The 25,739-nt window shown below is 67.9% G+C and carries 18 protein-coding genes and 3 pseudogenes; 12 read left to right on the top strand and 9 right to left on the bottom strand.

All coding sequences use genetic code 11. The annotated features are described in order from the left end of the window. Position 1: 1 nt before the first annotated feature. Both lnt and JAV51_RS02405 read left to right on the top strand, forming a co-directional pair. On the top strand, positions 2-1,651 hold the full coding sequence (gene lnt / locus JAV51_RS02410; RefSeq protein ID WP_197318945.1) for an apolipoprotein N-acyltransferase: 1,650 nt from the start codon (positions 2-4) through the stop codon (positions 1,649-1,651). Beyond that, the gene (locus JAV51_RS02405) at positions 1,623-2,396 is read left to right on the top strand and encodes a polyprenol monophosphomannose synthase (RefSeq protein ID WP_197318944.1); all 774 of its coding nucleotides are present in this window, start codon (positions 1,623-1,625) and stop codon (positions 2,394-2,396) included. Before lnt ends, JAV51_RS02405 begins: the two co-directional genes overlap by 29 nt. 87 nt (positions 2,397-2,483) lie before the next feature. Here JAV51_RS02405 and JAV51_RS02400 read toward each other — a convergent pair whose 3' ends face one another. The 3 genes from JAV51_RS02400 to JAV51_RS02390 all read right to left on the bottom strand — a co-directional run bounded on the left by JAV51_RS02400 (position 2,484) and on the right by JAV51_RS02390 (position 5,341). Then, a complete protein-coding gene (locus JAV51_RS02400; RefSeq protein WP_197318943.1) occupies positions 2,484-2,828 on the bottom strand; it encodes an RNA polymerase-binding protein RbpA in 345 nt (114 codons plus the stop codon). A 229-nt stretch (positions 2,829-3,057) separates the two neighbouring features. After that, entirely contained in the window at positions 3,058-3,837 is a 780-nt protein-coding gene (locus JAV51_RS02395) for a thymidine kinase (RefSeq protein ID WP_197318942.1), read from the bottom strand. Positions 3,838-3,892: 55 nt separating this feature from the next. Next, positions 3,893-5,341, bottom strand: a complete 1,449-nt coding sequence (locus JAV51_RS02390) for an MFS transporter (RefSeq protein ID WP_197318941.1) — start codon at positions 5,339-5,341, stop codon at positions 3,893-3,895. Between the two features lie 29 nt (positions 5,342-5,370). On the opposite strand from JAV51_RS02390, the gene JAV51_RS02385 reads away from it, so the two are divergent. The 4 genes from JAV51_RS02385 to JAV51_RS02370 all read left to right on the top strand — a co-directional run bounded on the left by JAV51_RS02385 (position 5,371) and on the right by JAV51_RS02370 (position 8,659). Then, on the top strand, positions 5,371-6,042 hold the full coding sequence (locus JAV51_RS02385) for a YetF domain-containing protein (RefSeq protein WP_307845714.1): 672 nt from the start codon (positions 5,371-5,373) through the stop codon (positions 6,040-6,042). Between the two features lie 207 nt (positions 6,043-6,249). Beyond that, positions 6,250-6,675 (top strand): Fur family transcriptional regulator, encoded by a 426-nt coding sequence (locus JAV51_RS02380; protein ID WP_197318940.1) that lies wholly within the window; start codon positions 6,250-6,252, stop codon positions 6,673-6,675. A 38-nt stretch (positions 6,676-6,713) separates the two neighbouring features. Next, positions 6,714-8,177: a catalase gene (locus JAV51_RS02375; protein WP_197318939.1), complete on the top strand. Its 1,464-nt coding sequence runs from the start codon at positions 6,714-6,716 to the stop codon at positions 8,175-8,177. A gap of 107 nt (positions 8,178-8,284) precedes the next feature. Further along, a complete protein-coding gene (locus JAV51_RS02370) occupies positions 8,285-8,659 on the top strand; it encodes an ankyrin repeat domain-containing protein (RefSeq protein WP_197318938.1) in 375 nt (124 codons plus the stop codon). Between the two features lie 32 nt (positions 8,660-8,691). Here JAV51_RS02370 and JAV51_RS02365 read toward each other — a convergent pair whose 3' ends face one another. The 4 genes from JAV51_RS02365 to JAV51_RS02350 all read right to left on the bottom strand — a co-directional run bounded on the left by JAV51_RS02365 (position 8,692) and on the right by JAV51_RS02350 (position 12,098). Beyond that, on the bottom strand, positions 8,692-9,165 hold the full coding sequence (locus JAV51_RS02365; RefSeq protein ID WP_197318937.1) for a hypothetical protein: 474 nt from the start codon (positions 9,163-9,165) through the stop codon (positions 8,692-8,694). After that, a complete protein-coding gene (locus JAV51_RS02360) occupies positions 9,162-10,619 on the bottom strand; it encodes a HAMP domain-containing sensor histidine kinase (protein ID WP_197318936.1) in 1,458 nt (485 codons plus the stop codon). The genes JAV51_RS02365 and JAV51_RS02360 overlap by 4 nt, the downstream gene beginning before the upstream one ends. Further along, positions 10,616-11,290 carry a response regulator transcription factor gene (locus JAV51_RS02355; RefSeq protein ID WP_197318935.1) on the bottom strand — a complete coding sequence of 225 codons (675 nt, stop codon included), beginning with the start codon at positions 11,288-11,290 and terminating at the stop codon, positions 10,616-10,618. The genes JAV51_RS02360 and JAV51_RS02355 overlap by 4 nt, the downstream gene beginning before the upstream one ends. A gap of 130 nt (positions 11,291-11,420) precedes the next feature. Next, positions 11,421-12,098, bottom strand: coding sequence for an ATP-grasp domain-containing protein (locus tag JAV51_RS02350; RefSeq protein WP_197318934.1), 678 nt, complete (start codon positions 12,096-12,098; stop codon positions 11,421-11,423). A gap of 143 nt (positions 12,099-12,241) precedes the next feature. On the opposite strand from JAV51_RS02350, the gene tnpA reads away from it, so the two are divergent. Together tnpA and JAV51_RS02340 are read left to right on the top strand one after the other, a co-directional pair. Next, positions 12,242-12,649, top strand: coding sequence for an IS200/IS605 family transposase (gene tnpA / locus JAV51_RS02345; RefSeq protein ID WP_005438020.1), 408 nt, complete (start codon positions 12,242-12,244; stop codon positions 12,647-12,649). A gap of 2 nt (positions 12,650-12,651) precedes the next feature. Continuing rightward, positions 12,652-13,866: an RNA-guided endonuclease TnpB family protein gene (locus tag JAV51_RS02340; RefSeq protein WP_005438021.1), complete on the top strand. Its 1,215-nt coding sequence runs from the start codon at positions 12,652-12,654 to the stop codon at positions 13,864-13,866. A gap of 84 nt (positions 13,867-13,950) precedes the next feature. Here the strand turns inward: JAV51_RS02340 and JAV51_RS20520 are convergent. Next, positions 13,951-14,289 (bottom strand): annotated as a pseudogene (locus tag JAV51_RS20520) (D-alanine--D-alanine ligase); the annotation flags it as partial. A gap of 25 nt (positions 14,290-14,314) precedes the next feature. After that, positions 14,315-15,458: pseudogene (gene alr / locus JAV51_RS02330) on the bottom strand (alanine racemase). A gap of 191 nt (positions 15,459-15,649) precedes the next feature. Between alr and vanY-N the strand changes: the two are divergent. From vanY-N to JAV51_RS02310, 4 genes and pseudogenes are all read left to right on the top strand, one after another. Next, positions 15,650-16,235: pseudogene (gene vanY-N, locus JAV51_RS02325) on the top strand (D,D-peptidase/D,D-carboxypeptidase VanY-N). 794 nt (positions 16,236-17,029) lie between these two features. After that, entirely contained in the window at positions 17,030-18,280 is a 1,251-nt protein-coding gene (locus JAV51_RS02320) for a hypothetical protein (RefSeq protein WP_197318933.1), read from the top strand. After that, positions 18,277-19,029, top strand: coding sequence for a DNRLRE domain-containing protein (locus tag JAV51_RS02315; RefSeq protein WP_197318932.1), 753 nt, complete (start codon positions 18,277-18,279; stop codon positions 19,027-19,029). Before JAV51_RS02320 ends, JAV51_RS02315 begins: the two co-directional genes overlap by 4 nt. Continuing rightward, a partial coding sequence (locus tag JAV51_RS02310) for a LamG-like jellyroll fold domain-containing protein (RefSeq protein ID WP_307845731.1) occupies positions 19,010-25,739 on the top strand: 6,730 nt, incomplete at its 3' end. The genes JAV51_RS02315 and JAV51_RS02310, both read left to right, overlap by 20 nt.

Below are 25,739 nucleotides of genomic sequence, written 5' to 3'. Positions count from 1 at the left end.
CGTGACAGCCCCGGCTTCCCCGGTGGGCGATGACACGGACGCCGACCGGCCACCGCGTCCCGCCCTGCTGAGCCGCGCCTGGCCGGTCGCGGTGCGGCTCGTGCTCGCCGCGGGCGCGGGCCTGTTGTTCCACCTCGCCTTCGCACCACGCTCGTGGTGGTGGCTCGCGCCGGTGGCGTTCGCCGTGCTCGGTGTCGTCCTGCACGGCCGTCGGACGTGGGGTGCGGCGGGTTACGGCCTGGTGTTCGGGGTCGCCTTCAACCTGGTGCACCTCGTCTGGATCCAGGACTTCCTCGGTGAGGAGTTCGGACCGGCGCCGTGGCTGGCGTTGACCGCGGTGCTGGCCGTGTTCGCGGCGGCGGCCTGCGCGCTGTTCCCGGTCGTGTCGACACTCCCTGGCGCGCCCGTGTGGCAGGCCCTGGTGTTCCTGCTGCAGGAGGCCGTGCTGCTGCGTTGGCCGTTCAACGGCTTTCCCTGGGGACGCGTCGGGTTCAGCCAGGCCGAGGGCGTCTATCTCTCGCTGGCGTCGCTCGGCGGTGCCCCGTTGCTGGGTTTCGCCGTGCTCGTCACCGGGTTCGGCTTGGCACAGCTCGTGGTGCGGGTGATCGAGGGCGGGCCGAGACCGAGCCGCCGGTTGCTCGCGCCGACCCTGGCCGTCGTGCTCCCCGTGGTGGCGGGCGCGGCCGTCTGGCCCACGATCACGACGGAGCCGGAGACGGGCACGCGGACGGTCGCGGTGGTGCAGGGCAACGCCCCCGACGTCGGAATCGGGCTGCTGGGGCACCGCGACACCATCCGCACGAACCACTTCGCCGAGAGCGCCCGCCTGCTGGAGGACGTCCGCACCGGGGCGGTCGCCCGCCCGGACGTCGTGGTGTGGCCGGAGACGGCGACGGACGTGCGCGGCGGCGACCCGCAGCTCGACGCCCTGGCCGACGCGTTCGGCGTGCCCATGCTGGTGGGTGCACTGCACCGCGACGACGGCAGCACCCTCACGGCGAACGCCACCCTCGTCTGGGAGCCCGGGACGGGCATCACCGGGCAGTACACCAAGCGGGAGCTCGTGCCGTTCGCCGAGTACGTCCCGCTGCGCGACATCGCCCGCTGGTTCACCCCGTTCGTCGAGGACACCCGCGACATGCGCTGGGGGGACGAGGGCGTCGCCCTCGACGTCGCGGGCACCCGGGTCGGAACGGTGATCTGCTACGAGGTCGCCTACGACTACGTGGCGAGGGAGAACGTGCTGGCCGGGGCCGAGCTGCTGGTCACCCCCACCAACAACGCGTGGTTCGGGCCCGGCGAGATGAGCCAGCAGCAACTCGCCATGTCGCGGGTCCGCGCGGTCGAGCACGGTCGGGCGGTCGTGGTGGCTGCCACCAGCGGTATCAGCGCGATCGTCGCCCCGGACGGCAGCGTGTCGCGCTCGACCAGCCTTTACACGGCCACCTCAATGGTCGCCGACGTGCCCCTGCGCCAGCAGACTACGCTGTCGGATCGACTCGGTGCGTGGACCGAGTACACGCTGGTCGGGGCCGCGCTCGCCGCAGTGGTCGTGGGGTTCGTGCTCCGGTCGCACTCGAAACGGACCACATCGCGCGCAGATGCGACAGAAGGGGAGCAGCATGGCGGAGGGCACGCAGCACACGGATGAGATCGACCCGGTGCTGGTGATCATCCCGACCTACAACGAGCGGGAGAACCTTCCGCCACTGGTGGGTCGGCTCCACACGGTGCTGCCGCAGGTGCACGTGTTGGTGGTGGACGACGGGAGCCCGGACGGCACCGGTGAGGTCGCCGACAAGCTCGCCAACGAGGACGACCGCGTGCACGTCCTCCACCGCACGGAGAAGGCCGGTCTCGGCGCCGCGTACATCGCGGGCTTCCGCTGGGCGCTCGAACGGGGCTACGCCACCGTCGTCGAGATGGACGCCGACGGCTCACACGCCCCCGAGGACCTGCCCCGGCTGCTGGACGCCCTGTCCGACGCCGACCTCGTCATCGGCTCGCGCTACGTACCGGGTGGGGCGCTCGTGAACTGGCCGCCCCACCGGCAACTGCTCTCGCGGGCGGCCAACCTGTACTCGCGCCTCGCGCTGGGGGTTCCGGTCTCGGACATCACGGCGGGGTTCCGGGCCTATCGCCGCCGCGTGCTGGAACGGCTGCCGCTGGGCGGCATCGCCTCGCAGGGCTACTGCTTCCAGATCGATCTCACGTGGCGGACCGCCGACGAGGGTTTCCGCATTCTCGAAGTGCCCATCACGTTCACCGAACGCGAGGTGGGGCAGTCGAAGATGAGCGGATCGATCATCGGTGAGGCCCTGGTCAAGGTCGCGCAGTGGGGGTTGAAGCGGCGCGCCGACCAGGTTCGGGCCTGGCGCGAGCGCGCCCGGGCCTGACCCGCGCGCTCCCTCGACACGACGAAGGCCACTCTCCCCCGCGGAGGAGAGTGGCCTTCGTCGTGTCGAAACGGGCGGGTGTGCGGGCTACGCCGTGCGACCCCGGCGGTTCTTGAGCTCGGCGAGCCGCTCGTTGAGCAGCTCCTCCAGCTCCGGAATCGACCGCCGTTCCAAGAGCATGTCCCAGTGCGTCCGGGGCGGCTTCGACTCCTTGGGCTCGGGCGCACCGCCGTTGACGATCTCGGACTCGCTGCCGTGCAGCCTGCACTCCCACACGGAGGGAACCTCCGCGTCGTCGGAGAACGGTACCTCGAACTCGTGGTCCTTCGGGCACCTGTAGCGCACGGTACGTCGTGGGGCCAGGTCGTGATTGCGGTCGGTCTCGTAACTGACCGCACCCAACCGGCTTCCACGAAGAACACGGTCGGCCATGATGGGTCCTTTCGGTCGGCTCCCGAAGGAGAGCCAGGGTTTCGCTCACCCTGTGCAACGACAGAGGCCATCGGTTGAATTCCCAACAACCCCGTCGTTACGCGCGATGAACTACATCACCCGTGTCAAAACTGCTTTCTTCAGAGGGAGACGCCGGACGCGATGTTGTGACGCGACAGCGACATCCCTCCTGCCACATCCTCCATTCGGGCGAGGACGGATAGGCCGGTCAGGCCAACTGGAGTTGCCCCGGTCCGGACGCGTCCGGCCCCACCTCTCCGAGACGGAAGTGCCGTCGACAAAGTACCTGGTAACGGACGGTAGCCGTCTCCGTCGACGAGCGTGTCGTGTCCGAGTTCACCTCACCGGTCGTCCCCGGTCCGGGTGTACTCGTCGAGGTGTCCGCGACGAAGACCGTGTCGCCGGTCCGCAGCACGACGCCGTCGCGCACCCGGGCGTTGAACCGTCCCGGACGGCCGCACCAGCAGAGCACTTCCACCTGAACGGGTTGAAGTTCGTCCGCCAGCTCGAACAGCCGCCGCGCACCGGCGAACAGCTCGCTGCGGAAGTCGGTCGCGATCCCGAAGCAGTACACGTCGATGCACGCCTCGTCGGCGAGATCGGTCAGTTGCTCGACCTGCTCGGAGGACAGGAACTGCGCCTCGTCGACGATCAGGTAGTCGACGTGCTTGCCGCGCTCCCAGGCCTGGCGGACCAGCGCGCGCACGTCGGTGTCGGTCTCGACCTCGATCGCACTGCGGGTGATGCCGATGCGACTGCTGATCTGCGCCGTGCCGGACCGGTCGTGGCGCACCAGCAGCAGCCCCTGCCGCCCCTGCCGGGCGAGGTTGTGGTCGATCTGCAATGCCAAGGTCGACTTGCCGCAGTCCATCGGGCCGTAGCAGAACTTGACCTTGCCCGTCACCGGCAGGTCCCGACGCCACGCGGCAGCCGGGACGGGGGAGAGCGCGTCGGTGGGATCGCTGTCGTCGTCATGCAGAACGGTCACGACGAAGCACCCTATCCGTACGCCGCGTGGCGCTCGCGGACACTCGCGTCGACGACTACAACACCGTCGGCTCGGGGTTGCCCGCCTGTGCGATCGCCTTCCGCACGGGGATCAGGGCGACCAGCACGAACCCGACGACGAAGAACACGAGCAGCGCGATGATCGCGTACCGGAACGAGCCGGTGGCCTGGCCGACCCCGGCGAACAGCAGCGGACCGAGCCACGACGTGCCGCGCTCACCGATCTCGTAGAGCGAGTAGTACTGGGCCTCCTTGCCCGCCGGGATCATCTGGCTGTACAGCGAGCGTGAGAGCGCGTTCGTGCCGCCCAGGACCAGGCCGATGCCCGCCGCGACGGCGTAGAACTGGAACTGTTGCCCCGCCTCGATGAAGTACGCGCTGGCGATGACGACCATCCACACGACCAGGCTCGCCAGGATGGTCTTCTTCGCGCCCCAGCGGCGGGCCACGAGCCCGTGCAGCATGCCTCCGACGTAGGCGACGAACTGGATCACGAGGATGGTGGCGATCAGCACCTCGTTGCCGAACTTGAGTTCCTCCGAGCCGTACTGGGCGGACACGGAGACCACTGTGGAGATTCCGTCGGTGAAGACGAGGTAGGCGCCGAGGAACGCCAACGTCAGGGGGAACGCCTTCGCTGCGCGCAGGGTGTCGCGTAGCTCCACGAATCCGGCCTTGAGCACCGACGCGCCGTGTTCCGGCCCGTGGGGCGCTTGTCGTTCGGTGAGGCGGCGCAGCGGGATGATCGTGAACGCCGCCCACCACAGTCCCGAGGTGAGGTAGCAGATGCGGACGGCCAGCGACTCGCTGATGCCCAGCGCTTCGTGACTGAGGTAGAAGGCGAGTTGGATGGCCAGCGCGACGCCGCCGCCGAGGTAGCCGAACGCCCACCCCCGTGAGGAGACGTCGTCCCGTTCGTCGGGCGTGGCGATGTCGGGCAGGAACGAGTAGTAGGTGACGATCGACGCGCCGTACCCGATGTTGCCCAGCATGTAGAGGGCGACGCCGAGTTCCCACCGGTCCTCGGACATGAAGAACAACAGCGCCGAGGCTGTGGCGCCGAGGAACGAGAAGAAGCCCAGCATGCGCTTCTTGTTCTGGCTGCGGTCGGCGATCGCGCCCGTGATCGGCAGGATGAGTACCTGGATCACCGTGGACGCCGCGAGGAGGTAACCCCAGAGCGAGCCGGCGGGGAAGGTGAGCCCGAGCAGGCTGATGTCGCAGTTGACGAGGTTGTTGTCGACCCCGTTCTCGTCCACGCATGGGGTGGGGCCGTTGCGTTCCGGGTGCGACTTCGCGTCCAGGGCGGCCACCGAGCTCATGTAGAGCGCGCCGAAGACGGTGATCACCGACGTGTAGAACGTCGAGTTCGCCCAGTCGTAGAAGTACCAGCCCCATTGTTCGCGTCGACGTTGACGCGCGTCCGCCGCCGGTGTCGGGCCGGGGGGCGAACCGGCTGACGAACCATTGCCCACGGTGCTCATCCGGGCTCCTCGCTCGGTGATCGTTCCAGGTGAGCGGAGACTACTCGGCCGAGGACGCCGAGTGGGCACGGACCGGCGAACCGATCGCCGAGCGACGGCTCGCCACGACGAGCTCGATGTATAACGCCCTATACGCCAGGGCTCTGGTCGCCCATGCCTCGTACGGGGTAGTCGAGGACATGGCTGACTGGACCGGCATGTTCACCCTGGACACCCCGGCGCTCGAACTCGTGCTCCGCGGAGTGTTCGTCTACCTGCTCCTGCTCGTGCTGCTGCGGGTCGCCGGGCAGCGGGAGGCGGGCGGTCTCGGCCTCACCGACGTGTTGATCGTCGTGCTCATCGCGCAGTCCGTCGGCGGGGGCCTGGCCGGTGACTCCGAGAGTCTCGCCGACGCGGCGGTGCTCGCCACGACCATCCTGTCGTGCAGCGTCGCCGTGGACGCCGCGACGTACCGTTTCCCGCGCCTCGCGTCGCTGCTCAAGGCTCGGCCGCGGTTGTTGATCGAGAACGGGCGGTTGAACCGGCGTGTGCTCAGGCGGGAATTCATGACGGCCGACGAGGTGCGTAGTCAACTGCGGTTGCACGGCATCGAGGACATCGCCGGTGTGCGCGTCGCCTATCTCGAACCGAACGGGATGATCAGCGTGCTCACCGACGACGGCCGCGCCGCGGAAGCCGCGCCGAAGCCTCCGACGGCGTGACGCGGCGGCTCACCGAACGACCGGTGTGAACCTCATCGGGGGCGAGGCTGCGAACCTGACGGGAGCGGACGTCGGGGCGTGGCGGTGTGCTCGTCGAGTCCACCGTGGAGACCCGTCCGGGCCGCTCGGGTGATCGTCCTCTCTCGCGCGTGCGGCACGCCGGGGCCAAAGTTGACTTGTTCCAGAAAAGCTGCTTGGCTTCCCGCCGTGGCAATCATCGACGCCCCCGCGCTTTTGCGTGGGGCAGCACTGCGGGTGACCCGCCCGCGGGTTGCCGTGCTGACGATGGTCGCGGCCAACCCCCACTCGGACACGGACACCATCGCGACGGCCGTCCGCCGCGAGCTCGGATCGGTGTCGACGCAGGCGGTCTACGACGTCCTGCGGGCACTGACCGACGCCGGTCTCGTCCGCCGGATCGAGCCGGCAGGGTCTCCTGCCCGTTTCGAGACGCGGGTGGGCGACAACCATCACCACCTGGTGTGCCGCCACTGCGGCTCCATCACAGACGTCAACTGTGCGGTGGGCGAGGCGCCCTGCCTCCACGTCGAGGATCCCGAGGGATTCGCGGTCGACGAGGCAGAGGTCACCTTCTGGGGGACCTGCCCCTCCTGCCAGGCACAGGACGATTGAAAACCCGTATCGACGAAGTATCCGACGAGGAGCGCGTCTTGCCCGAGAACAACCAGAAACCGCTGACGACGGCGGCCGGTGCGCCGGTCGCCGACAACCAGAACTCGCTCACCGCGGGTCCTCGCGGTCCGATGCTGCTGCAGGACGTGTGGTTCCTGGAGAAGCTCGCCCACTTCGACCGTGAGGTCATCCCCGAGCGTCGGATGCACGCGAAGGGCTCCGGTGCGTACGGGACGTTCACGGTCACCAACGACATCACCCAGTACACCTGCGCGAAGATCTTCTCGGAGGTCGGCAAGAAGACGGACCTGTTCGTCCGCTTCTCCACGGTGGCCGGTGAGCGCGGTGCCGCCGACGCCGAGCGCGACATCCGCGGTTTCGCCGTGAAGTTCTACACCGAGGAGGGCAACTGGGACCTCGTCGGCAACAACACCCCGGTCTTCTTCTTCCGCGACCCGCTGAAGTTCCCGGACCTCAACCACGCGGTGAAGCGCGACCCGCGCACCAACCTGCGTGATCCCGAGAACAACTGGGACTTCTGGACCAACCTGCCCGAGGCGCTGCACCAGGTGACGATCGTGATGTCCGACCGCGGCATCCCGGCGTCGTACCGGCACATGCACGGCTTCGGCTCGCACACCTACAGCTTCATCAACGACAAGGGCGAGCGGTTCTGGGTCAAGTTCCACCACCGCACCCAGCAGGGCATCAAGAACCTCACCGACGCCGAGGCCGAGGCCCTGATCGGGAAGGACCGCGAGTCGCACCAGCGTGACCTCTACGAGGCCATCGAGCGCGGCGACTTCCCGAAGTGGAAGCTGTACGTGCAGATCATGCCGGAGGCGGAGGCCGAGACCTACCGCTACCACCCGTTCGACCTGACGAAGGTGTGGTCCAAGAAGGACTACCCGCTGATCGAGGTCGGTGAGTGGGAGCTGAACCGCAACCCGGAGAACTACTTCGCCGAGGTCGAGCAGGCCGCCTTCACCCCGGCCAACATCGTGCCGGGCATCGGCTTCTCGCCCGACAAGATGCTGCAGGGTCGCCTCTTCTCGTACGGTGACGCCCAGCGTTACCGCCTCGGTGTGAACCACCACCAGATCCCGGTGAACCAGCCGCGGTGCCCGGTGAACTCCTACCACCGCGACGGCGCCATGCGCGTCGACGGCAACCAGGGTGCCACCCCGGGTATCGAGCCGAACTCCTACGGCCGTTGGCAGGAGCAGCCCGCCTACCGCGAGCCGAGCCTGGCCGTGGGGTCGGTGGCCGACCGGTTCAACTACCGCGAGGACGACGACAACTACTACGAGCAGCCCGGCATCCTGTTCCGCAACATGACGCCGGAGCAGCAGCAGGCGCTGTTCGAGAACACCGCCCGGGCCATCAACGGTGCGTCCGAGGCGACCATCGAGCGTCACATCGCCAACTGCACCAAGGCCGACCCCGCTTACGGCGAGGGCGTCCGCAAGGCGATCGAGGCGCTGGCGGCCGGTCAGCTCTGATCGAGGCCGTCGACGTCGTCGACGTTGACGGTGTCGCTGTCGTATAGACACCGCCCCGTGTGGTTCGCCATGCGGGGCGGTGTTTCTCGTTGAGGAGAGAGGCAAGAATGAGGCTGACCCCGGAGCAGGTGGAGCGGGTCGTGGCGATTGCCATGGACCTGGCGCGAGAGGGCGACACGGCACAGTTGCTGGAGTTCCTCGACCACGGGCTGCCCGTCGACGTCACCGATCCGTCGGGCAACACCCTGCTGATGCTCGCCGCCTACCACGGGCACGCGGCCACGGTGCGAGCGCTACTGGACCGTGGAGCCGATCCGGACCGCCGCAACGCGCGTGACCAGTCGCCGATCGCGGGCGCGCTGTTCAAGGGCGAGGACGAGGTCGTCGCCGTGCTCCGCGAGGCGGGCGCGGATCTCGACGCGGGCACACCGACCGCCCGTGCTGCCGCCGTCATGTTCGGCCGCGAACACCTGCTGAGCTGAAGCGTTCGCCCCGTCGAACGTGCTGTGGGGCGTCACGTGTGCGTGGGGCAGGCGCGCGCTCGGCCGTGACCGAGCACAATGATGCGTTCGCGCGGTACGGCGAGTGTGCAGACGATCTGGTCGAGGGCCGTGGTCGACAGCACCTCGGGCGGGAGAGCCGTGTCCACCACTGTCCTTCCGCCTGGGTCGGTGAACACCGTGAACGGGGCGGCGTCAGGTGGAACGTCGCTGCTGAGGCCACGCGCGCTTTCGTCGCGGGTCGGACCTGTAGCGAGGAGTGCGAGTAGTTCTCCGGGCGGCAGGGGACTGCTGGGACGGTGAACGAGTTCGAGCTTGCCGTCCTGCACCAGGAACAGGACGATCATGTCGTCCTGTTCGGCAGCGCCGCTCGGCGGCGACGCGCCTCGGATGACGCCGCTCGGCTGCACCCCGCACGCGGTGAGGAGCAGCGTGAGGAGCAACGCCGTGAATGCTCCGGCCGAGCTGTCGTGCTGGGGACGCCTCACGATTCCTCCTCGTCGGACCGGTCCGTCCACCGGGGCAGAAACAGCCTGAACACGGCTCCGCCGTCCGGGGCGTTGGTGGCCGTGAGGTCGCCGCGATGCGTGTCGCTGCGGTGCAACCGCGCGTTCTCGCGCGCGATGGCGAGTCCGAGACCGCTGCCGTCGGATCGGGTCCTGGCCGCGTCCGCCTTGTAGAAGCGATCGAAGATGTGGGGCAGCACCGAAGGGTTCACGCCCGGCCCGTGGTCGCGGACCTCGACGGTGATCAGCTCGGCGTCGGCGCGCAGTCGCAGCGACACAGGCGGCTCGCCGTGGCGGAGTGCGTTGCCTACGAGGTTGGCGACGACGACGTCGACGCGGCGAGGGTCGAGCCGGGCCGTCGTGGGCGGAAGGTCGGTGTCCACCCGTCCCGTCCAGCCGCGGGCCCGTAACGTCGCCTGTACCAGCGCGGACACGTCGATCTCGTCCAGAGTGAGCACGGCGGCGCCGGAGTCGAACCTGCTGATTTCGAGCAGATCGTCGACCAGCCGGGACAGGGCGTGTGTTTCCCGGCTGACCAGCCGGGCGGCTTGACCGGTGTGGGCGGGCAGGTGGACCGCTTCCTCGTCGAGCACGTCCGTGACGGCCGTCATGGCCGCCAGTGGGGTGCGGAGCTCGTGAGACACGTCGGCCGCGAACCGGCGAGCGTCGGCTTCCAGCGCCCGGAGCCGTTCCACGTGCCGTTCGAGTTCCGCGGCGGTGTCGTTGAACGTGCGCGCGACGTCGGAGAGTTCGTCGGAACCCCGGACCGTGATCCTGGTGCGCAGGTCACCGGCACCCAGCCGCTGCGCCGCGTGACCGAGCTCCCGCGCCGGGCGCAGCACGCTGCGGGCGGCCAGCAACGCCAGCACGATCGCCAGCGCCACAGCGGCTCCGCCGATGGCCCACGCGGTGGCGGCGAGCTGGTCGATGCTGCGTTGCTCGGGTGCCAAGCTGCGGATGGAGTAGACCTCGATACCGGAGGGCCAGGCCGCTCCGTCGGGGTGGATGATCCGCAGCGGCGTACCGATGATCAGCAGGGGTTCGCCGTGCCGTACCACGCGTTGCCAGGCCACGTCCCCTTCGGCGACCGCCTGCCGCAGAGCCCGGGGCAACGCCTCTCGGGGCACGCTGCTCGACGACGTCAGATCCTTGTACATCGCGACCGTGGCGCTGTCCTGATCCGTGACCACGTCGGCGATGTACTGGAGTTGGCTGCGGTGGGGAGTGCCACGGGCCAGCGGGTAGACCGCGGACAGTCGGTCGGTCAGGGTCCGCACGCTCGCATCCTGAGTCCGCTGCAGGATGTCGTTGCGGGCCTGGACGTAGATCCCACCGGCGACGCCCGCCGTCGTCAGTGTGGACAGGAGGACGAACGCGAGCAGCAACCGCGCGCGCAGCCCGAGAGCGCGGCGGAGACGTCCGCGCCAACGGATCACAGCGGGCCGAACCGGTAGCCGAATCCACGCACCGTCTGCACGTAGACGGGCGACGACGCGTCGTCTTCGAGCTTGGCCCGCAACCGCTGCACGCACGCGTCCACGATGCGCGAGTCACCGAGATATCCGTAGTCCCATACCGACTCCAGCAACTGTCTGCGGCTGTGCACGCGGCCGGGGGTGGCCGACAGGACGAGCAGCAGACGCAGTTCCGTCGGCGTCAGCGTGAGGGGCTCGCCGCGCTTGGTGATCATCAACCCGGCCCGGTCGATGCCCAGCTCCCCGTGACGTTCCAGGTCGGACTGTTCCCGGCCGATGCGGCGGAGCACCGCTCGGATGCGCGCTTCGAGCACCCGCGGCTGTACGGGCTTCACGACGTAGTCGTCGGCGCCGGCCTCCAAGCCGGCCACGACGTCCATGTCGTCACCCCGGGCGGTGAGCATGATGATCGGCACGTCCGTCGTGGCACCGGCTCGGCGGCAGACCTCGAACCCGTCCATGCCGGGGAGCATGAGGTCGAGCACGACGACATCGGGAGGCATCGTCCGGAGCCGGTCCAAGCCCTGCTCACCGGACTCCACCGCGTCCACGGTGTGCCCCTGCCGGGACAGGGCCAGTTCAAGACCTTCCCGGACTGCGGGATCGTCCTCGATCAACAGAATTCGCGACATGGCGGGCCTGAGCATAGTGATCGTCGTTTCGCCTTTCCGGCGCCCGTCGCGGCCGACGCCACCGCTCGACCGGATCTCGTGGAAGAATCCAGAAGGCATTGACCGGGCAGAAATCCGTCGAGCAGCGGCCTCAGCGGGCTGGGGCGTCACGGCGCTCCTCGCGCCTGAGTGCGGTCTCGATGAGGATGTCGAGCAGGTCCGCGTAGCCCAGACCGGCTTCGGCCCACATCTGCGGAAACTGCGAGTTCACGGTGAACCCGGGGAAGGTGTTGACCTCGTTGACCACCGGGGTTCCGTCCGGCGACAGGAAGAAGTCGACTCGCAGCAGGCCCGCGCAGCCCAACAGTTCGAACACCCGCAGTGCCGTGGCCCGCAGCGTCGCGGTGGTTTCGGCATCCAGGCGGGCCGGTATGTCGAAAACGGCACCACCGTCGGTGTACTTGGCCTGGTAGTCGAACACCGACTGGTGCGGTGCCAGCCGAATCTCCAATGGCGGGCCCGCCTCGATCCGTCCGTCCGGTAGCTCCAGCACTCCCACGTCGATCTCCCGGCCGTGCAGGGTCTGTTCGACGAGCACCTTGCAGTCGTCGGCACGGGCCGACGCGATCGCCGCGGGCAACGACTCCCACGAGTCCACACGCGACACACCGACACTGGATCCGGACCTCGCGGGCTTCACGAACACCGGAAGCCCGAGGCGGGTCCGCTCGTTCTCCGACAGGAGGGTTCGCCCGGTTCGCAGGACGACACCGTCCGCCACCGCCAATCCCGCGCCGGCGAGCAGCTTCTTCGTGTACTCCTTGTCCATCAGTCTTTCGGCGAGGGGACCCGCTGCTTTAGCTGCGGGGTGAATCGGCGCTACGTTTCGCGCCTTCCGTTGTCAACCTGCACCGAGTGTCCCTCGCACCCTCCCTTCGATGGTTATACCTGCGTCGTGTGTATAATTAGGCTGTGTCTGCGACCAGGAAAGTCCGCCGGTTCTCCGGTGGCGTGTACGACCTCGGGCTGCACGTGGTGTGGTGCCCGAAGTACCGCCGCCGGGTCCTCGGTGGCCGGGTTGCGGAACGTCTGGACGAGCTGATCCGGGAGAAAGCCAACGAGCGCGGCTGGACAGTCGTGGCCCTGGAGGTCATGCCCGACCACGTGCATTTGTTCGTCAAGCACGACCCGAAGTCGTCTGCCTCGTACGTGGCGAACCAGTTCAAGGGGTTTACTTCACGGGTGCTGCGTGAGGAGTTCCCGCACCTCAAGTCGCGGCTTCCGACGTTGTGGTCGTCGTCGTACTTCGCCGCTTCGGTCGGCTCGGTCAGCGCCGAGACCGTGCGGCGGTACATAGATACCCAGTGGGAGCGGGTGTAGCCGTGCGTCGCTCGTACAAGTTCCTTCTCCGCCCGACCAGCAAGCAGCAGCAGGCGATGCGGGCGATGCTGGCCGACCACTGCGACCTGTACAACGCCGCGTTGCAGGAACGCCGCGACGCCTACGCGCACCCGTCGAAGACCAGCGTTCGCTACGGCGACCAGTCCGCACAGCTCAAAGACATCCGAACCGCAGACCCTGACGGACAAGGCCGGTGGTCGTTCTCGTCGCAGCAGGCGACTCTGCGCCGGTTGAATAAGGCGTTCGAGGCGTTCTTCCGCCGCATCCGCAACGGCGACGAACCCGGATACCCAAGGTTCAAGGGCAAAGGGCACTTTGACACCGTCGACTTCCCGAAAGACGGCGACGGGTGCCGGTGGAACTCCACCCCGCACGACACCCAGGTCCGCGTGCGCCTGCAAGGCGTCGGCCACGTCCGCGTGCACCAGCATCGTCCGGTGCAGGGTCGGGTGAAGACGGTCAGCGTCAAGCGCGAGGCGAACCGGTGGTTCGTCGTCCTGTCCTGCGACGACGTGCCCGCTGAGCCGCTTCCCGCAACCGGCCGGGCCGTCGGCATCGACATGGGTGTCGAACACTTCGCGACCACCAGCGACGGCGAGCGCTTCGCCAACCCCCGGCACGCCCGACGCGCTGCTGACGAACTCGCCGAAGCGCAGCGCGCGCTGGACGCGTTCCCGAAACGTGTCCGGAAGTCGCTGCGCACCAAGAAGCACAGACAGTCCGCGCGCAGGGTCGGCAAGCTGCACGCCAAGGTCCGCCGCCAGCGGTTGGACCACCACCACAAGACCGCACTCGCGCTCGTACGCGCCCACGACGTGATCGCGCACGAAGACCTCAACATCAGCGGCATGACCGCCGCTGCGAAACCGAAAGCAGATTCGGATCAGCCCGGTGTGTTCCTGCCCAACGGGGCGACGGCTAAGTCCGGTCTGAATCGGTCGATCCTCGACGCGGGTTGGGGGCAGTTCCTCGGGATCCTGGCAGGCAAGGCTGAAAGCGCCGGTCGCCACGTGATCCGGGTAGACGCCCGCAACACCTCCCGCACGTGTGCCGAATGCGGGCACGTCGCCAAGGAGAACCGCGTTAGTCAAGCCGAGTTCGTCTGCGGACGCTGCGGGCACGCAGCGAACGCCGACGTCAACGCGGCGATCAACATCGCAACCAGGGCCGGGCTGGCCCTCTCCGACGCTGCTTGAGCAGCACCGGAGGAAGCCCGCCGCTTTAGCGGTGGGTGGAGTCACCCCGATGGCACTGGGCAGGATGCCGTTGCCGACGAACGGCAGGCCGAAGAACTCCAGCAGTGATTGCAGACTTCCGTCCTCGCCGTACCTGCCGTGAAGCGCGGGGAAGACGACGTCGACGTCGGCGAGCCGGTCGAACGCCTGAGGGATGCCGTGGAGGGCGGCCACCTTCGCGGAGCCGAACGTCTCGCTGAAGTCGGCGAGCGCACGCGCACCGTCGGTGCGGAGTGCTTCGGGAGCGTCGACGCCCACGATCCAGGTCCCGTCGGTCTCGATCTTGACAGGCACCACCTCGTAGCGGGTGCGGTCGAGATGAGACAGGATGCTCGCCGCGGACGCGCAGGACACGTCGTGCTCGCTGTTCCTGCCACCGAACACGACGGCGACGCGAACTTTCCCTCTGTCAGACAACGGTGTTCCCCTCAGTGCTGGTGTGGGCTGCTGCTCCGCCGAGGTAGCGGCGCGGCACCCGATCGCCGATGCCCGTGAAGATCTCGTGGGGCAGCGTGCGCGCCCACTGCGCCCACTCGTCCACGGTCGGTCCTCCGTGCTGTTCCGGAGCGAGCAGCACCACGTCGTCACCCGGCTGCGCGGCGAGCGCACCGAGGTCGACGACGAACTGGTCCATCGCGATCCGCCCGGCGATGGGACGGCGCCGGCCTCCGATACGCACCTGTGCCCGACCGCCGGCCAACCGTGGCACGCCGTCCGCGTAGCCGAGCGGAACGAGGGCGAGACGGCCGTCGCGCGGCGTGGCGTAGTCGTGCCCGTAGGACACGCCGGTGCCCGCGGGCACGTCCTTGACCAGCAGGATGTGCCCGCGCAGCGTCAACGCCGCCCGCAGTCCGAACCTCCGCCCGGCCACGGGCTCCACGCCGTAGAGCCCGATGCCGGGACGGACGAGCTCGTAGGCCGATCGGGGCGAGTTCAGCGCGGCCGCGGAGTTCGCCACATGGCGCAGCTCGGGGTCGAGACCGGCCTCGCGCGCGAACGCCACCGCGTGATCGAAGCGTGCGAGCTGCGCGGACGTGTGGGCGGAGTCGGGATCGTCGGCGCTGATCAGGTGGGACCAGACACCGCGCACCCGCACCAGCCCGTGCCGTTCCAGGTTCCTCGCGGCCCGCACCAGCGCGGGCCACTGCCGCTCCGGGGCGCCACCCCTGCTCAGGCCGGTGTCGAGTTTCAAATGGACGCTCGCGGTCCGGCCGAGATCGGCGGCGCAGGCGGCGATCGCGTTCACGTGCGCGACCGACGACACCGACAGATCGACGTCCGCGCGGATGGGGCTGCGGAAGTCCGTACCCACGCCGTGCAACCAGCTCAACACCGGCGCCGTGATACCGGCAGCTGAGTCGGAGGGCCTCCTGCGCGGTCGCGACGCCGAGCCAGCTCGCCCCGTGCGCGAGCACCGTCCGGGCGACCTCGATCATGCCGTGTCCGAACGCGTCGGCCTTCACCACAGCCATGACGGCGGCCGGACCGCTGCGGTGGGCGATCAATTCGGCGTTGTGCGCGATGGCGTCGAGATCGACGATCGCTTCGGACATCGGACGATTCCGCCCAGTCGATGCCGCGGCGGGCTCTGCATCACCACCTGAGCCAGCATGATCAGGCGATGTCCCGGCTGCGTCCGGACTGTGTCATGGTCGTGTCACGACCGCGGCCGGGGCTCGCCTTGTCGCACAGTTGTGACACGCGGAGGGCAACACGCGAACATCCGCCGCCGACGGTGGGTGTCATGAACGAATCACGGATGCGGCGCTGCCGAGACCGGGTGTTCGCGATGGTCACCGTTTCCCTCGCGGTGCTGCTGTTGCCGGTGGCGTTCCTGTCCCGCCCAGGACGTGCCCGCGAGCTGGCGTGCGCCTGGGCCCTGCGTCTGCGGTTCCCGGCGGAGGATCTGACCGGCCTGACTCCCGGCGCCAGGGCGGCGTTCGACTCCGCCCGCACCGATGCGCTGTGGCGTCACGGTCGACTCCTCGGCCTCACCTCCGGGCACCGCGAGCCGTCCGTTCAGCAGAGGCTGTTCGACGAGGAGGTGCGCAGGTCCGGCTCAGCCGCGTCGGCGCGGCTGCTCGTCCTCCCACCAGGGGAATCCAGTCACGTCAAGGGCGTCGCGCTCGACGTCCGGCCGAAACAGGGGGCGCGATGGCTGGAAGAACACGGTGCCCGCTACGACCTCTACCGCACCTACGACAACGAGTGGTGGCATTTCGAGCACCGGCCCGGGGGCGTGCCGCCGAGGCGGCTGCCCTACCCGGGCGCGATTCTCGATCAGGACACCGTCCCCCCTGCGAACGAACGGTGTTCGGCTCGCGCGCTAGCACGAGCTGGGAAGGCGGTCGTGGACAGCCGTGCGGACTCCGCTCACGCAGTCCCCGGATCGAGGTGGGCTTGGAGGTCGGACGTGCTGAACGACCCACTGGTGTTCGGCCTGACCAGCAGCAGCACGGCGGACGTGAGCATTCAGCATGGCGACCAGCCACGGCGGACCGTCCACGTGTCACGCGACGCCGGTGGTGACGGTGAAATCGAGGGACAGGGTCGTGCCGAAGCCCTGCCGGGACAGGACGATGTCGTCGACCGGCTCGGTGCCAACGGCATTGTCGGCCACCATGGCGCTCCCCAATTCGGTCGTGGCCTGGCTGCAGGGAAAGCACAGCGCCGCTGGCGGGCGTGGGCAGTGCCGACGGCCAACCCGGAGGGGGATCCGTGTGCTCGGTGCCCGCGCTGGTCGCAGATACCGACCACGAGCGAAGAATCGCGCGGGTGAGTAAGCGGGATTGAGAACGTTGCGTCACCTCGCGCTCCTCCCGCGAAGGCGATGATCACGTGGAGTCGCTTGTGTGTCTGGGTCGGAGGTTCTCTGTCCCTCGTCCGGAGTCTTGTCCTTCGCGCGGTGTTGCTCTCCGTCGCGTTCTATCTCGACTGCGCATCGGTGCCGTGACGCTTCAGTGCATCGTGATCACCGTCTCTTGTGTGCGGTAGATGCCGTGATTACTTTTCCGAGCGTTTTGGCTCGTTTGTCGGGCACCGGGTGATCACGTCGGCGGGAAACCAAGCCTGGCGGTCCCCTGCGCTCGTTGCTGTCAGGGGGTTTCGCATGGTTCGCCGATCGGTGTCCGCTGCGCTGCGCTTGTTGACCGTGTTCGTGGTCATCGTGGTCGCGGCCGGGCTGGTCGTCGCGTTGCCGTGGAGTAACGGGATCGGGGCGGCTGAGGGGCAACTTCCCGAGCAGGAATGGGGATCGGCGGAGGGACACAGCCACGCGGTGTCCGCCGAGTCCACAAGGTCGACCGTCGAGGTCGGTGAGCACGCATCACAACCTGCCGACGGCGTAGCCCCCGATCAACGGGACCCAGAACACGGCCTCACCGCCGCGCCGCTTCGCGAAACCACTGTGGAGGTGCGCGAAGCCGATGTGCCGGGAGATCCCGAAGGCTTCGATCCGGCCACGAGCCGACTGCTGGTCGAGGAAAGTAAGCCCGACCTGCAGGTCTTCGCGAACGCCGACGGTACCCGAACGCTTCGCGCCTATGAGGGAAGGCAGTTCTACCGCACTACGGGCGGCTGGACCAAAATCGACACCACCCTTGTCTCGGACGAGAGCGGCTGGCGCACCCGTGCCGACTCGGACGTGAAGCGTTTCGCCGCCTCCGCGGGAGCCGATGCGCTCGCGACCGTGGAACTCGACGGGCATTCGTTCGGATTCGGGGTCGCGGACGCCGACCCGGTCCGCGGCGAGGTCGAGGGCAGTGAGGTCGTGTATGCCGAGATCCGACCGGATGCGGACCTCCACGTCGAGGCGACTCCGGCAGGAGCGAAGGAAGCCATCGTCCTCAAATCACCGGACGCCCCCACGGTCTGGGACTTCCCTCTGCACCTCGATGGCTTGAACGCTGAAATCGACGACGGGGCCGTGGTGTTGCGAGCCGCGGACGGCACCGTGCAGGGTGTGATCCCGCCGGGCTTCATGGAGGACGCGAACGTCGATCCGAACATCGGCGAGGGCGCTCGATCACGAGACGTCTCCTACGAACTCGTGGAAGATGCGGACGGGACGATTCTGCGCGTCCGAGTCGACGAGGATTGGTTGGCGGACCCCGAACGGGTTTTCCCGGTCGTGGTGGATCCGACTGTGTCGAAGAACGCGAACGGTTCCACCTACGTGATGTCGGGCTTCGATGCCGACTATTCGGGCGATCCGCTTCTGAGCGTGGGGACGTACAACGGCGGTGGAAACGTCGCGGCGGCCTACCTCAAGTTCGACTCCATCTCCTCGCAGCTGTCAGGGCACTACGTGCTGGGCGCGAAACTGCGTATGTACTCGGCCTGGTCGTACTCGTGTGACTTGACGCTCGCAAGGTGACGGTTCATCCGGTCACACAGTCCTGGTCGGTCAGCGGTAAGAAGTCGTATCCCGGGCCCTCGTACGGTTCCTCGATCGCCGAGAAGTCCTTCGCGTATGGCCACAGTTCCGCCTGCTCCTCTCGGTGGGTCACGATCGATCTCGGTGAGAAGGGCCGCGATCTGCTGCACGGGTGGACGCACGGGAAGCCGAACCATGGTCTCGCCGTCCGCGCTTCCACCACGGATTCGAAGGCGTGGAAGAAGTTCGCGAGCGTCGCTTCCGCCAATGCGCCTTACCTGGAGGTGACCTCCACCCCGTATTGGGCGACGTACCAGGTGGGAGACCTGATCTCGCCGGTGAGCACCACAGACGACGGCATCATGCGCGTGACTGTGAAGAACGCGGGCAAGGACACGTGGACACCCACGAACGGTTACGAGCTCGGTTACCGCATCTGGGACGCCGAGGGCAACGAACTGCCGTACAACGAGTGGGCGGTGGACCACCATGCCCCGCAACGTGGCCCCGGGCCAGTCTGTCACCGTCGATGCGCGCGTCAAGGCGCTACCGCCGGGCACGTACTCGGTGCACTGGGACATGGGACTTCGGGGAAAGACACGCTTCTCCTGGCACGACGTGCCGATGTCGAAGCGCGTCGTCTTCTCCGTACCCAACCAGACTCCGATGATCGAGTCGGCGTCACCTCCGAGCAACTTCAACGCGACCACCCTCACACCGACCTTGGCTGTGAAGGGTCGGGATCGTGACAACCATCCCGGTAAGGACCTCCGGTACAACTTCAAGATCTGTACCGACTCCGGTGCCGACTGCACGGAGTCGGGTTGGCAGAGCACGCCGCGTTGGACGGTGCCGGAAGGCACACTGGAGTGGAGCGAGACCTACGTCTGGCACGGTCAGATCAGCGACACCGAGGAGCCGAGCCCGTGGACGCTTCCGACCTACCTGTCGACGCGCGTCCCGCAGCCCGCGATCACCAGCCATCTCGCCTCGACCAACGGTGTCGATCCTGGTGTGGGCAACTATTCGACCCAGGTCACGGATGCCGTCCTGTCGGTGCCCGGGCCGGAACTGTCGGTGACGCGAACCTATAACAGCCTGGATCCGAGGGAAGAGCTCGCGTTCGGGTCGGGATGGGCGACCCGTTGGGACACGCGGGTGCGGTCCGAGGAGGGCACGGACGTCGTGCTGCTCACCTACCCCGACGGGAGGCAGGCACGGTTCGGTCGGAACTCGGACGGAAGCTACGCCGCGCCACCGGGGCAGGGCCTCAGCCTCGTGTCCGAGGAGGACGGTTGGCTGCTCCGGTTCAAGAACGGGGACAGGTACTCCTTCGACGCGGACGGCAGGATCGTCTCGATCACCGATGCGGCCGGGCACGTCCAGGAGACGACCTACAGGACAGATGGCACCCTGGAAAGGGCCACCGACGTCGCGTCAGGTCGCGCACTGCACTTCACTTGGGCCGATGGTCATGTGGTCGAGGTGCGGACCGAGCCGGACTCCTCGTCGACGTGGACGTACACCTACGACGGCGATCGTCTCGTGTCCGTGTGCGACCCCACGGACGCCTGCACGCGTTACGACTACGGCAGCGGTTCGCACTATCCGACAGTGGTCCAGGACGCGAACCCGCACGCCTACTGGCGCCTGACCGAAACCGAGGGCCCCACCCTTGCCAGCGAGGTTCCCGGGTTCTGGGGAAGCCTCGACGGCACTGCCAGGGAAGTCGGATTGGGCCAGGAGACCGGGCCGTTGGCCGGTACCTCGGCGACAGCAGCGGTGTTCGACGGATCCACCAGCTACGTTCAGCTTCCGGACGATCTGGTGCGCAACTCCGCCTACGCCTCGGTGGAGCTGTGGTTCAAGACGACCTCTACCACGGGTGGTGTGCTGTTCTCGACGAGCCACAACACGCCGGACGAGGTCGACCCGAAGGGGTCGATGCCGGTTCTGTACGTGGGTACCGACGGCAAGCTGCACGGTCATTTCTGGAACGACCAGACCGAAGGCATGGTCAGTGCCGGTGCGGTGAACGACGGTCTGTGGCACCACGTCGTGCTCACGGGTGCCTTCGACACCCAGACCCTCTATCTCGACGGCACGGCGGTCGGTTCGCTGGCCGGCGAGCTCGTCAACATGGACCCGCACAACTTCCTCGGTGTGGGGGCGGTCGACGACCGCGCTTGGCCCGCCAAGCCATCAGGGCCGTGGAGTTACTTCGACGGAGTCATCGCAGAAGCGGCGTTCTACCAACACCCGCTCGATCCCGTCGTGGTGGCCGAGCACTACGCCGCCGACACCGCCTCCGATCGCCTCACGAAGACCACCCGCCCTTCCGGCGCGGTCGAGGCTGAACTGACGTACCACGAGATCGCCGACCGCGTCACCACCTACGTCGACGACAATGGCGGCACCCGGACCTACGGCACGCCCACCGTCGAAGGCGACGGTTTCCGGTACGCCTCGGCAGTGCGGGATTCAACGCCCGCCAGTTACTGGCGGATGTCCGAGACCGAAGGCAGTGACGCACGGTCGAATTCGAACATGCGACGGGGCGCCTACCACCGAGGCAGTGGTGGGCGAGGTGCTGGCCCCTTCCCGAACAGCTTCTCACGGACATTCGACGGGACCGACAGCTATGTGCAGCTGCCCGACGACACCCTTCATGGCGCTCGTCGGCTCTCGGTGGAGTTGTGGTTCAAGACGACCTCGGACAACGGCGGGGTGTTGCTCTCCATCGCGGATCACCAGCCCGGTGAACCGTCGTCGGGTGGGTCGATGCCGGTGCTGTACGTGGGCACGGACGGCAAGCTCCACGGGCACTTCTGGCAGGGAAGCGTCGCTGGAATCGAGAGCACGGACACCGTCAACGACGGCGAGTGGCACCATGCGGTGCTCACCGGCAACGTTGACACCCAGACGCTCTATCTCGACGGGAGCCCGATCGGTTCGCTCTCCGGAACGATCTCGAACCATCGGACGCATACCTTCGTCGGCACCGGTTGGACACCGAACCACTCCTGGCCTGCGATCGGCAGCCGCGATTGGGCTCATTTCGACGGGTCGATCGCCCAGGTGGCGGTGTACCACCACGCGATGGACCCCGAGCGGGTCGCTGCTCACCACTCCGCACAAGCTGACCGCGCCACCTACGTCGATGCTGTGCGCGCCAGTCGGCCACACAGCCGATGGGGACTGGAAGACGGCGACACAGCCCGGCATGCCGAAGCCGATGCGGCGACGATGGTCGGCACCTATCACAACGTGTCGCTCGGCGCCGACCCGGTGATGCGCGGCGGGCACGCCGCAGACTTCGACGGAATCTCGAGCTATCTGAGCCTGCCTGACAACGAAATCCACGGTCGGCAACGTCTCGCGGTGGAGTTGTGGTTCAAGACGACGTCGGCCGACGGTGGTGTGCTCTTCTCGATCGCTGATCACCGACCCGGGGCGGCGACGTCCGGCGGCTCCATGCCGGTCCTCTATGTGGGCACGGACGGCAAACTCTACGGACACTTCTGGAACAACTCGGTCAAGGGAATCGTCTCCACCGAGTCGGTCAACGACGGCGAATGGCACCATGCCGTGCTCTCGGCCGACCGCACACGCCAGTGGCTTTACCTCGACGGCAACCTGGTCGATCACCAGGACGGCGAGATCCTGAACTACCGGGCACACGCGTTCGTCGGTACCGGATGGACAGCCAACCTCCCCTGGCCCAACATCGGGGAGCGCGACTGGGCCTACTTCGACGGGTCGATCGGCGAAGTGGCTGTCTACCAGCGGCCGCTGGATTCGGCGAGCATCGCCGCGCATTACTCGGCCAGCACTGCCTCCACCAAGGTGCTGACCACCGATCCGGCCGGCCAGGAAACGGTCTACAGCTACGACCCCACGCGCGGCGGTCGTGTCATGTCGGTGACGCTCCAGGGCGCGGGCACGACGCTGTACGAGTACGACAAGGGCGGCTTCGTCCGCCGAATCGTGGACGAGAACGGCCACGCGGTCACCTACGTCAACGACGAGCGCGGCAACCGGCTGTCCACGACCCGGTGCCGGGACGAGAGCAGCGAAGCCTGCTACACCAACTACCGGGAGTACTTCGTCAACCCCGACGACCCGCTGGACCCGCGAAACGACAGCGTCACGTTCGCGCGGGACGCCCGGTCCACGTCGGACTCGGACGACCGGTACGCCACCCGTTACGTCCTGCACGGCAACGGGCTCGTCTCGTCGGTCCTGCAACCAGGTGCCACGGGCGGTCTGCAGCGCACGACCTCCCACACCTACACCGATGGATCCGAACCCGCCGTCGGCGGCGGAACACAGCCGGCGTGGTTGCTCGAAACCACCACCGACCCGGCGGGCAACGTCACCCGCTACGCCTACACCAGCGCCGGTGACCTCGCGCGCCTCACCGACCCTGCGGGCATGGTCACCGAGTACGCCCATGACGGCCTCGGCAGGGTGATCTCGGAGACCGTCAACTCGGCCGCGTTGCCGGAGGGCTCGGCGACCACCACCTACCGCTACGACGGCGCCTCACGACTCGTGGAGCAGACCGACCCGGCCACCACCAACGCCGTGACCGGAGCCGAACACCAGCAGCGCACCACGAACGTCTACAACCCGGACGGCACGCTGGCGTCCACGACGCTGTCCGACGTGGCCGGCCACGATCCCGCCCGCACCACCACCTACACCTACGACGAGCACGGCCGCGTGCACACCGTCACCGACCCCGAGGGCGGTGTGACCACCACGGAGTACGACGACTTCGGTGCGGTGGTGCGGACCGTGGACCCGGTGGGTACCGAGTTCCTCACCACCTACACCAAGGCTCGTCACCAGTTGGCGACTCGCACGGTGAAGGGCTTCACCGGCGACGGACAGCCAGCGCGGGACGTGGTTCTGGAGTCCCGCGCCTACGACCCGGCGGGCCGGCTGGCCAGCGTCACCGACGCGATGGGCCGCACCACCGCGTACACGTACTACGACGACGACCTGCTCGCCTCGGAGACACTGCTCGACTACACCGATCCGAGCACGGGCGAGACACGCGACGTCGAACTCTCCACGTACACCTACACCGGTACGGGACAGGTCGACACCCACGCTCACGGCGAGGGCCGGTTCTCCTCCACCACCGTCTACGACAACGCCGACCGGCCGGTGCGACGCACCGACCGCGAAGGCGACGACGTGCTGCGTGAGGAGGAGACCACCTACGACGACGCCGACAACGTCACGCGCGTCATCGGCCGCGACGCGGACGGCTCCGTGCACAGCGACGTGGAGTTCACTCACGACGAACTCGGCCGGGAGACCGGTCGCACCGTGCACACCGGGTCCGAGTCGCTGCTCACCCTGACCCACCGCGACGAGGCCGGTCTCGTACGGTCGGTGGTCGATCCGCGTGGGACGGCGACCGGAGCAGACCCGGAGGCGTTCACCACCCGCTTCACCTACGACGCATTCGGCAGGCAGGTTACCCAGGTCGCGCCGCCGGTGGAGGCGGAGTCGCACGGCAACCACGCGGTGACCGCCACCCCCGTCACCACGGTGGGCTACAACGCCTTCGGCGAGGAAACGGAGCTGAAGGACCCGCGTGGCAACGTCACGCACACCAGCTACGACCGCGCCGGACGACCGATCGAGCTCCGCCAACCGGAGTACCTGCCTCCCGGCGGGGACGAACCGATCACTGCCACGTCCGCGCTGGACTACGACGCGGCAGGACGTGTGGTCGCGAGTACGGACGCACTCGGACAGACCACCACCTACGGTTACGACGAGCTCGGTAACCAACGGCGGGTCACCGATCCGCCCGCGCTGCACGGTCAGGCCGGCGGCACGTGGATCGCGACGTACGACCCGCTGGGCGAGGTTCTGTCCACGAGCGATCCGCGAGGCACGCAAACCCACGCCACCTACGACAAGCTCGGCAGGCAGATCACGAGCACCGTGGTGGAGAAGGTTCCGGAACCGACGCGCATCCTCACCACTCGTTACACCTACGACGAGCTGGACAACGTCGCCACCGTCACCAGCCCGGGCGGTCGTGTCGTCGAGACCACCTACGACGATCTCGGCAACGAACTGACCGTCACCGATGGCTTGGGCAACACCATCAGGAGCGCCTACGACGGCGCAGGTCGTCTGTTGTCGAGCACGGACGCCACCGGACGAGGCAGCGAGATCGACTACGACCGAGCGGGACGTCAGCTGGCGGTGTCGGATCTCGGCCCTGACGGCACGGTGGAGCGCACTCGGGAGTTCGCCTACGACCGGGCGGGCAACGCGACTCGGGTGACGGACGCGCTGGGTTCCGCCACCACCTACACCTACGACGCGCTGAACCAGGTCACGTCGATCACGCGTCCGGTGTCGGACAACGAGTCGATCACCACGAGCTACGGCTACGACCGGGCGGGCAACATCACCCGCGCCACCGACGGCAACGGCAACACCACGGTGTTCACCGTCAACGCGTGGAACATGGCCGAGTCGACGATCGAACCGGCCACCGAGCAGACCCCGGAGGCGGCCGACCGCACCTACACGGCGAGCTACGACGCGGCGGGGCGGCTGGCGGAGCTGCGTAAGCCCGGCGGGGTGACGATCTCCCACAGCTACGACCCGCAGGGCAACCTCGTCAAGCAGGTCGGCAGCGGGGCGAGCGTGGTGACGCAGGACCGGGTGTTCACCTACGACCCGGCGGGGCGGATGGTGTCGGCGTCGGCGCGGAACGGCGAGAACACCTTCACCTACGACGACCGCGGCAACCTCGTCACGGCTTCGGGACCGTCGGGGGAGTCGAGCTTCACCTACGACGCCGACGGTCTGCCAACCAGTGTCACCACGTCGGCCGGTACGAGTTCGTTCTCCTACGACGCGGCGGGCAGGCTCGCCACCGCCCTCGACGCAGCCACGGGCGCGACGCTGGGCTACGACTACGACGAGGCCGGGCGCGTTACCGGCGTCGGATACGGCGTCGGCGCCGCGACGCGGACGTATGGATACGACGAGCTGGGTCGCATTGCGTCCGACACCGTGCTGGGGCCTGACGGCGTGGAGACCACGTCGATCACTTACGAGTGGGACGACGAGGACCATTTGGTCGTCAAGCACACCGAGGGCCTTGCTGGTGCGGCGGAGAACGTTTACGGCTATGACCGTGCGGGTCGGTTGGTGTCGTGGGACGACGGCGATGCGGTGCACACCTATGAGTGGGACGCGGCGGGGAACCTGACCCGTGATGGTCCGGTTTCGGCGGTGTTCGACGAGCGGAACCGGTTGTTGTCGAAGGCGGGGACCGACTACTCCTACACGCCGCGGGGGACGTTGGCGTCGCGCACGGCCGGTGGTGTGTCGACGTTGGTGGAGTTCAACGCGTTCGACGAGTTGGTCGCCGATGGTGGGACCGATTACCGCTATGACGCGTTGAACCGGTTGG

This window comes from Saccharomonospora sp. NB11 (assembly GCF_015910535.1).
GTDB lineage: Bacteria > Actinomycetota > Actinomycetes > Mycobacteriales > Pseudonocardiaceae > Saccharomonospora.
The sequence above is the reverse complement of the archived record's forward strand: the minus strand, read 5'-3'. Positions and strand labels throughout refer to the sequence as shown.

Bases quoted from the DNA above. Each gene is read 5' to 3' on its own strand.
- JAV51_RS02405 (WP_197318944.1), top strand. From the start codon at position 1,623: ATGGCGGAGGGCACGCAGCACACGGATGAGATCGACCCGGTGCTGGTG.
- JAV51_RS02400 (WP_197318943.1), bottom strand. From the start codon at position 2,828: ATGGCCGACCGTGTTCTTCGTGGAAGCCGGTTGGGTGCGGTCAGTTAC.
- JAV51_RS02390 (WP_197318941.1), bottom strand. From the start codon at position 5,341: ATGAGCACCGTGGGCAATGGTTCGTCAGCCGGTTCGCCCCCCGGCCCG.
- JAV51_RS02370 (WP_197318938.1), top strand. From the start codon at position 8,285: ATGAGGCTGACCCCGGAGCAGGTGGAGCGGGTCGTGGCGATTGCCATG.
- JAV51_RS02355 (WP_197318935.1), bottom strand. From the start codon at position 11,290: ATGTCGCGAATTCTGTTGATCGAGGACGATCCCGCAGTCCGGGAAGGT.
- JAV51_RS02350 (WP_197318934.1), bottom strand. From the start codon at position 12,098: ATGGACAAGGAGTACACGAAGAAGCTGCTCGCCGGCGCGGGATTGGCG.